Annotated in this window: 5 protein-coding genes and 2 pseudogenes; 4 read left to right on the forward strand and 3 right to left on the reverse strand. The window is 70.1% G+C overall.

The window, feature by feature from the left end:
* The 3 genes and pseudogenes from P1P75_RS39260 to P1P75_RS39270 all read left to right on the forward strand — a co-directional run.
* Nucleotides 1-132 (forward strand): annotated as a pseudogene (locus P1P75_RS39260) (transcriptional regulator); the annotation flags it as partial.
* A 9-nt stretch (nucleotides 133-141) separates the two neighbouring features.
* Nucleotides 142-645 (forward strand): glutathione peroxidase, encoded by a 504-nt coding sequence (locus P1P75_RS39265; RefSeq protein ID WP_319264398.1) that lies wholly within the window; start codon nucleotides 142-144, stop codon nucleotides 643-645.
* A 91-nt stretch (nucleotides 646-736) separates the two neighbouring features.
* A complete protein-coding gene (locus P1P75_RS39270) occupies nucleotides 737-1,594 on the forward strand; it encodes a MerR family transcriptional regulator (RefSeq protein ID WP_319264400.1) in 858 nt (285 codons plus the stop codon).
* 125 nt (nucleotides 1,595-1,719) lie between these two features.
* On the opposite strand, the gene P1P75_RS39275 is transcribed toward P1P75_RS39270, so the two are convergent.
* From P1P75_RS39275 to P1P75_RS39285, 3 genes are all read right to left on the reverse strand, one after another.
* Nucleotides 1,720-1,911 (reverse strand): DUF397 domain-containing protein, encoded by a 192-nt coding sequence (locus P1P75_RS39275; protein ID WP_319264401.1) that lies wholly within the window; start codon nucleotides 1,909-1,911, stop codon nucleotides 1,720-1,722.
* A gap of 242 nt (nucleotides 1,912-2,153) precedes the next feature.
* Nucleotides 2,154-3,008 (reverse strand): helix-turn-helix transcriptional regulator, encoded by an 855-nt coding sequence (locus tag P1P75_RS39280; RefSeq protein ID WP_086770701.1) that lies wholly within the window; start codon nucleotides 3,006-3,008, stop codon nucleotides 2,154-2,156.
* A 314-nt stretch (nucleotides 3,009-3,322) separates the two neighbouring features.
* Entirely contained in the window at nucleotides 3,323-4,078 is a 756-nt protein-coding gene (locus P1P75_RS39285; protein WP_073496618.1) for a GPP34 family phosphoprotein, read from the reverse strand.
* Between the two features lie 239 nt (nucleotides 4,079-4,317).
* Between P1P75_RS39285 and P1P75_RS39290 the strand changes: the two are divergent.
* A pseudogene (locus P1P75_RS39290) lies at nucleotides 4,318-5,486 on the forward strand (hypothetical protein); the annotation flags it as partial.

Here is a 5,486-nt window from a genome sequence, read left to right on the forward strand (position 1 = left end):
GGGCTGTGGGAGCGGGGGCGGGTGGGGCGCTCGGTGCTGTATTCGCGCAGTGCGGCGGGAGAGGTGCTGGTGCGGGCCCGGCAGGAACCGGAGACAGCCCCCGCAAGTCGTGCGGTCGCCCCGCGGAGCTAGCATCCGGGGATGACTACTGATGCCGGTGCTTCCCCCCTCGATGTCGAGATCGGTGCCCTCAAGGGCGGATCCGCGGACCTCTCGCAGTACGCGGGCCAGGCCGTCCTGATCGTGAACGTGGCCTCCAAGTGCGGCCTGACCCCCCAGTACAACGGCCTGGAGCGGCTCCAGGAGCGGTACGGCGCCCAGGGCTTCACCGTGCTCGGGGTGCCCTGCAACCAGTTCCTCGGGCAGGAGCCGGGCAGCGCCGATGAGATCGCCGAGTTCTGCTCGGCGACGTACGGCGTCACCTTCCCGCTGACCGAGAAGGCCGAGGTGAACGGGGACGGGCGGCACGCGCTGTACGAGCGGCTCGTCGGGTTCGCCGACGGTGAGGGTCACAGCGGGGACATCCGCTGGAACTTCGAGAAGTTCCTCGTCGGCCGGGACGGCGCCGTGGCCGCCCGGTTCTCGCCGCAGACCGAGCCGGAGTCGGCCGAGATCGTCGCGGCCATCGAGAAGCAGCTGGGCTGACCTGCTCGCTTGACCTTGCCCCTGGGGCAGAGTCGAGCGTTCCCGTCGCCGGGCGGAGAAGGCCGCCCGGCGACGGAGGACGAGGAATCAGGTGGACGAGAAGACGATCCTCACCATCGGCGCGTTCGCCGCGCGGGCCCGGCTGTCGGCCAAGGCACTCCGGCTGTACGACCGGCTGGGGCTGCTGACGCCGGCGCACGTCGACGAGGTGAGCGGTTACCGCTACTACCGCGCCGGCCAGGCGGAACGCGCCCGGCTGGTGGCCCTGCTGCGCCAGCTCGACATGCCGCTCGCGCGGATCGCCGAGGTGATCGACGCGGCGGACGGTGACGAGGCCGCCGAGCGGCTCACCGCCTACTGGGCGGACGTCGAGACGCGGATCGCCGCCCAGCGCACCCTCACCGAGTACCTCCGTGCACGTCTGTCGGGAAGGAACTCCGAGATGTACGCAACGTTCGAGGTCGAGACGGTCGAGGTGCCCGCGCAGGTGGTGATCACCGAGAAGCGGCACGTGCTGGCGGACGAGCTGCCCGCCTGGATCGGCGCCTCGCTCGGCCGGCTGGAGGAGGCCGCGCAGGCGGCCTGCGGGGGCGTCGCCGGGGCGCCGTTCGTCGTCTATCACTCCGAGGTGACGCAGGAGAGCGACGGACCGGTCGAGTCCTGCGTGCCGGTCGCCGACGAGGCGGCGGCTCGGGCGTGGGTGGCGCAGCTGGGGCGCGGACGGGAGGTCGCGGTCGTCGTGGAACCCGCGAGGCGCCTCGCCTTCACCCGGATCAGCAAGGCTCAGGTCGCGCACCCCCAGATCCTGGCCGCGTTCGAGGCGGTGGAGGCGTGGATGACGCGGGAGGATCTGGAGTACGACGGCCCGTGCCGCGAGATCTACTTCGCCGACTGGGCCGCGGCGGGCCCCGAGGACCCGGTGTGCGACGTGGCGTTCCCGGTGCGGTGAGGCCTTGACCGGTCCCTGAGAAAAGACCGAGCCCTCTCGGCAAGGACGGCGAGCTCGTCGAGAGGGCCCTTCGGTGGTGCGTATGGAGTTGTTCCGCGGGTGCGGTGGCGCTGTCTGTGGAGTCCCTACGCCTTGACCGATGCGACGAAGACGTTCCACGCGTCGGCGGGGAAGTCCAGCACGGGCCCGTCCTGGACCTTGGAGTCCCGTACGGCCATGGCCGCGATGATCGGCGACTTGATCTCGACGCACGCGCCGTTGCCGGTCGAGTAGGAGGACTTGGTCCACGCGTCCGTGATGCCCTGACGAATTGCCATTTTTGCTCCGGATTGCCAGATGTGATGAGTTGCTGTCGCCGCGCGGAGGGCCTGACCGCGGCCCACAGCACGGTTTCCGCCAACGGTCTTGCTCGATGGCGTGATCGACGCTACTCGCCAACATCGGTGTACGAAGCGACTATTCACTCGACCGGATGGCATATACCAGGTGGGACTTCCATCCCGACCGGGTCAGGGTGTACCGTGCCGCCCTGCCCTGGCCAGAAGGTCCAACTGGCCCTCTAGGTGTACTTCTTGGCGATGTCGGCGATGAACTGACGGGACTGGTCCACGTTCAGGGCCTGCGCCCTCAGGTGCTCGTACATCACGCTGTACTTCTGGACGTCGTTCGGCTTCTCCAGGTACAGGTCGCTGGTGACACCCTCGATGTACACCACGCTGGAATCGGCCGCGTCGGGAAACTCCAGGATCGCGTACTGACCGTTGAGGCCGGGGTGCGCGCCCATGTCGAAGGGGATCACCTGCACGGTGACGTGCGGCAGCCGCGACTGTTCGACGAGGTGATCCAACTGATCGCGCATCAGGGACTTGTCGCCCACGATCCGGCACAGCGCGGCCTCGTCCATCACCGTCCACAGGCGCAGCGGGTTCTCCGGCGCGCTGATTCGTTCCTGCCGACGCATGCGCACCTGCACACGCTTCTCGATCTCGGTCGGCGCGGTCTCCGGCAGCGCTCCCGAGATCAGCGTCTCCGCGTACTGACGGGTCTGCAGCAGGCCGGGCACCACCTGCGGGTCGTACACGCGCAAGCTCGCCGCGTCCGTCTCCAGGCCGATGTACACGCTGTACGGGACATCGCCGAAGGCATGCCACCAGCCTTGCTGACGGGAGTCCTTGGCCATCTGCATCAGCGAGTCGACGATCCGCTGGTCCTCCACCTCGTAGACCCCGCACAGATCGCGCACGTCGCGCTGGCTGATGCTGCGTCTGCCGTTCTCGAGGCGGCTGATCTTCGACTGGGACACCAGCAGGCGGTCGGCGACCTGTTCGGCCGTCATGCCCTTGTCCTCGCGGAGCTTGCGTAGCTCCTGGCCCAGCCGGCGTCGTCTGACCGTGGGATTGACATTGGACGTCACGGGACGTGCACCTCCGGCTGCGTGCCTGTAACTGACACTTTGCGTATCTGCTGTTGAGCAGACTGCCACCAAGGTGCTTTCTACCGCTGGAAAACAAGGGATATGCGGGCGGGGCGGGCCTGTTGACGGGAACCACCGTGCCGCCGCCCCGACCCAGGCCGTTCCCGGACATGCGTCCGCGCGGGGTGGCGGGCCGTGCGTCACGGGGACGTACGACATCACCACCCCGCGCGGGCCGCTGCGGCTCCCGAACGGGTCTGACGGTCTTGCGGCCTTGCGGCCTCATGGCTGCGACGTGTCGGTGGGACTGCGGCTCAGTGCGCCACGACACGTGCCATGGAACCTCGGTGCGGTTGCGCCGGAACGCCACGGGCGGGTTCCGGAGCCGACCTGCCTCCCGGTCCGGCCGGACGGCCGGCCTGGGCCGGGTTACGACGCGGCTGTGCGACCGCGCCGTTCTGGACGTCCATCACGGCATGCGCCACGAGGCCGCCCATGGGGTCGTGCCTGATCAGGTCCCGCAACCGGGATCGGGACGAGCGCCCCTCGTTCCCCGGGTACAGGTGCTTGCCGAGACCGACCGCGTGCGCCAGCGCGGCGAGCGCCGCCGTCCGCGGGTCCGGCGGAACGCCGGTGCGGATGGCAGTGTCCAGCCGGGCCTTGATCTCCCGGCTGATCGCCGTCTCCGTCGCCTGGTAGCGAGTCGTCGGCAGCACTCCGCACATCTGTCCCGCCACGGCATGCACCATGCCGCACCGCTCCAGATGCGAGAGGTACGTCTGACGGAGCCCCAGTCGGGGTCCGCCTATCCAATGAACCGCCCGTACGGGAGCGCCACGCCTTCGCAGCAACTCCAACGCGCAGTCCAGAGTCGGATCTCCGGTCGGCCGTGGGGACACCACGGCGATACGATCCCCGTCCGGGGCTATCCGTCCGGCCAGCGCCAGCTCCACTAGCTGTGCTCCGGCCAGACCAAGGTCGAGCGACTGCGGCTGTGCAGTGGTACCCGTGGCCGGGTCCAATGCCAGCAGCAAAAGCTCTTCCGGAATGGTTCTGCGGCTCCTGCCCATCCATGCCTCCCCGCGTGGATGAATGACAGGGTGACCCCTCTCACATTCATCTGTCGAGAGTGCGTGACCGGTTCGTAGTGGAACCAGTAGGTATGTCGTTCTCGTCTACCGCAGGAGCCAAGCCCACTACACAGGACACTGGTACACGGTTCGGACACCGCCGCGAGGCGGGTCCCGGTGGGCGGTTCACGGTTTTCGGCAGGCGCGCGGTCGGCGTGCGGCACAGCGAGGAGGCATCGGTGGCGGGCGAGTCCCCCGACAGGTCGAAGCAGCGCGAGTCGTCGGCAGAACCGACGTCGGGGAGCGCGGGAGCGGTTCCCGAGGCACGCGATCCGCGGCTCGCGGTGGCACGGGACGCCGAGAGCGCGTCCCCCGCGCCCTCGGCCGGGTCCCGGGGTGGTGTGGATACGGCGACGCGGGTGCTCTCGGTACGGGAGCTGACGACCGCCGAGGCGGACGACGAGGCGGACGTGGAAGCGGACCGCGAAGCGGACGACCGGACGGACGCCGATCCGGACGACCGGGTGGACGATCGGGTGGACGACGAGCCGAGCGAGGACTCCGGTGAGGGTTCCGCCGGGGACTCCGCCGGCAGCGCGGACGAGACCCCCGACGAGAGCCCCGACGCGGACTCGGACGACCCGGAGGGCTCCACGGAGGCCGAGAAGGCCGCCGAGAGCGCCGAGAGCCCGGAGGAAGCCCCTGAAGGGTCACCGGACGGCTCCGAGGAGCCGTCGGGCGCCCTGGAGGACCCGGACGGCCCGGACGGCCCGGATGACGCCGAGGCCGCCGAGACGGCGGCGGAGGGCGCCGGCGACCGTGACGATCGGCTGCGCTCGGCCGTGGCCCAGTGGGTGACCTCGGCGGGCGAGAAGCCGGACGAGGCACCGGGCGAGGCGAAGCCGGAACTGGAGCCGGAACCGGAACCAGAACCCGAGCAGGAGAAAGGTTCCGGGAAGTCCGGGAAGTCCGAGGAGGATGCGGCCGCGGCCGAAGACGCCACCGACCCCAAGGACTCCGGCCCCGAAGACTCCGGCCCCGAGGACTCCCGTCCCGAAGACTCCGCCACCGACCGCCCGTCCAAGCCCGCGCCCAAGTGGGCGACGACCGCCGACGAGGTCGAGAGCGACGCGGTCGAGGACGCGAAGGGGGCCGAGGGCGCCAAGGACGCGGCGTCCGACGAGCCCGCCTCCCCCGTCGACCAGCCCACCGCCGTCTTCACGACCGTACGGCCGCCTGCCGAGCGGGAGGTCGATCAGCCGACCACCATGCTGAAGCTGGGTGACCTCCCCAAGGCCAAGCCCGCCGGGCCCGCCGCCGCGAAGGCCACGGAAGCCAAGCCCGAGCCCAAGCACGAGCCCGAGCACGAGCCGGACTCCGAGCGCGACTCCAGGCCCACCCCCAAGCC

The sequence above is a fragment of the Streptomyces sp. ID05-39B genome, from assembly GCF_033794725.1.
Classification (GTDB): Bacteria; Actinomycetota; Actinomycetes; order Streptomycetales; family Streptomycetaceae; genus Streptomyces; species Streptomyces bobili.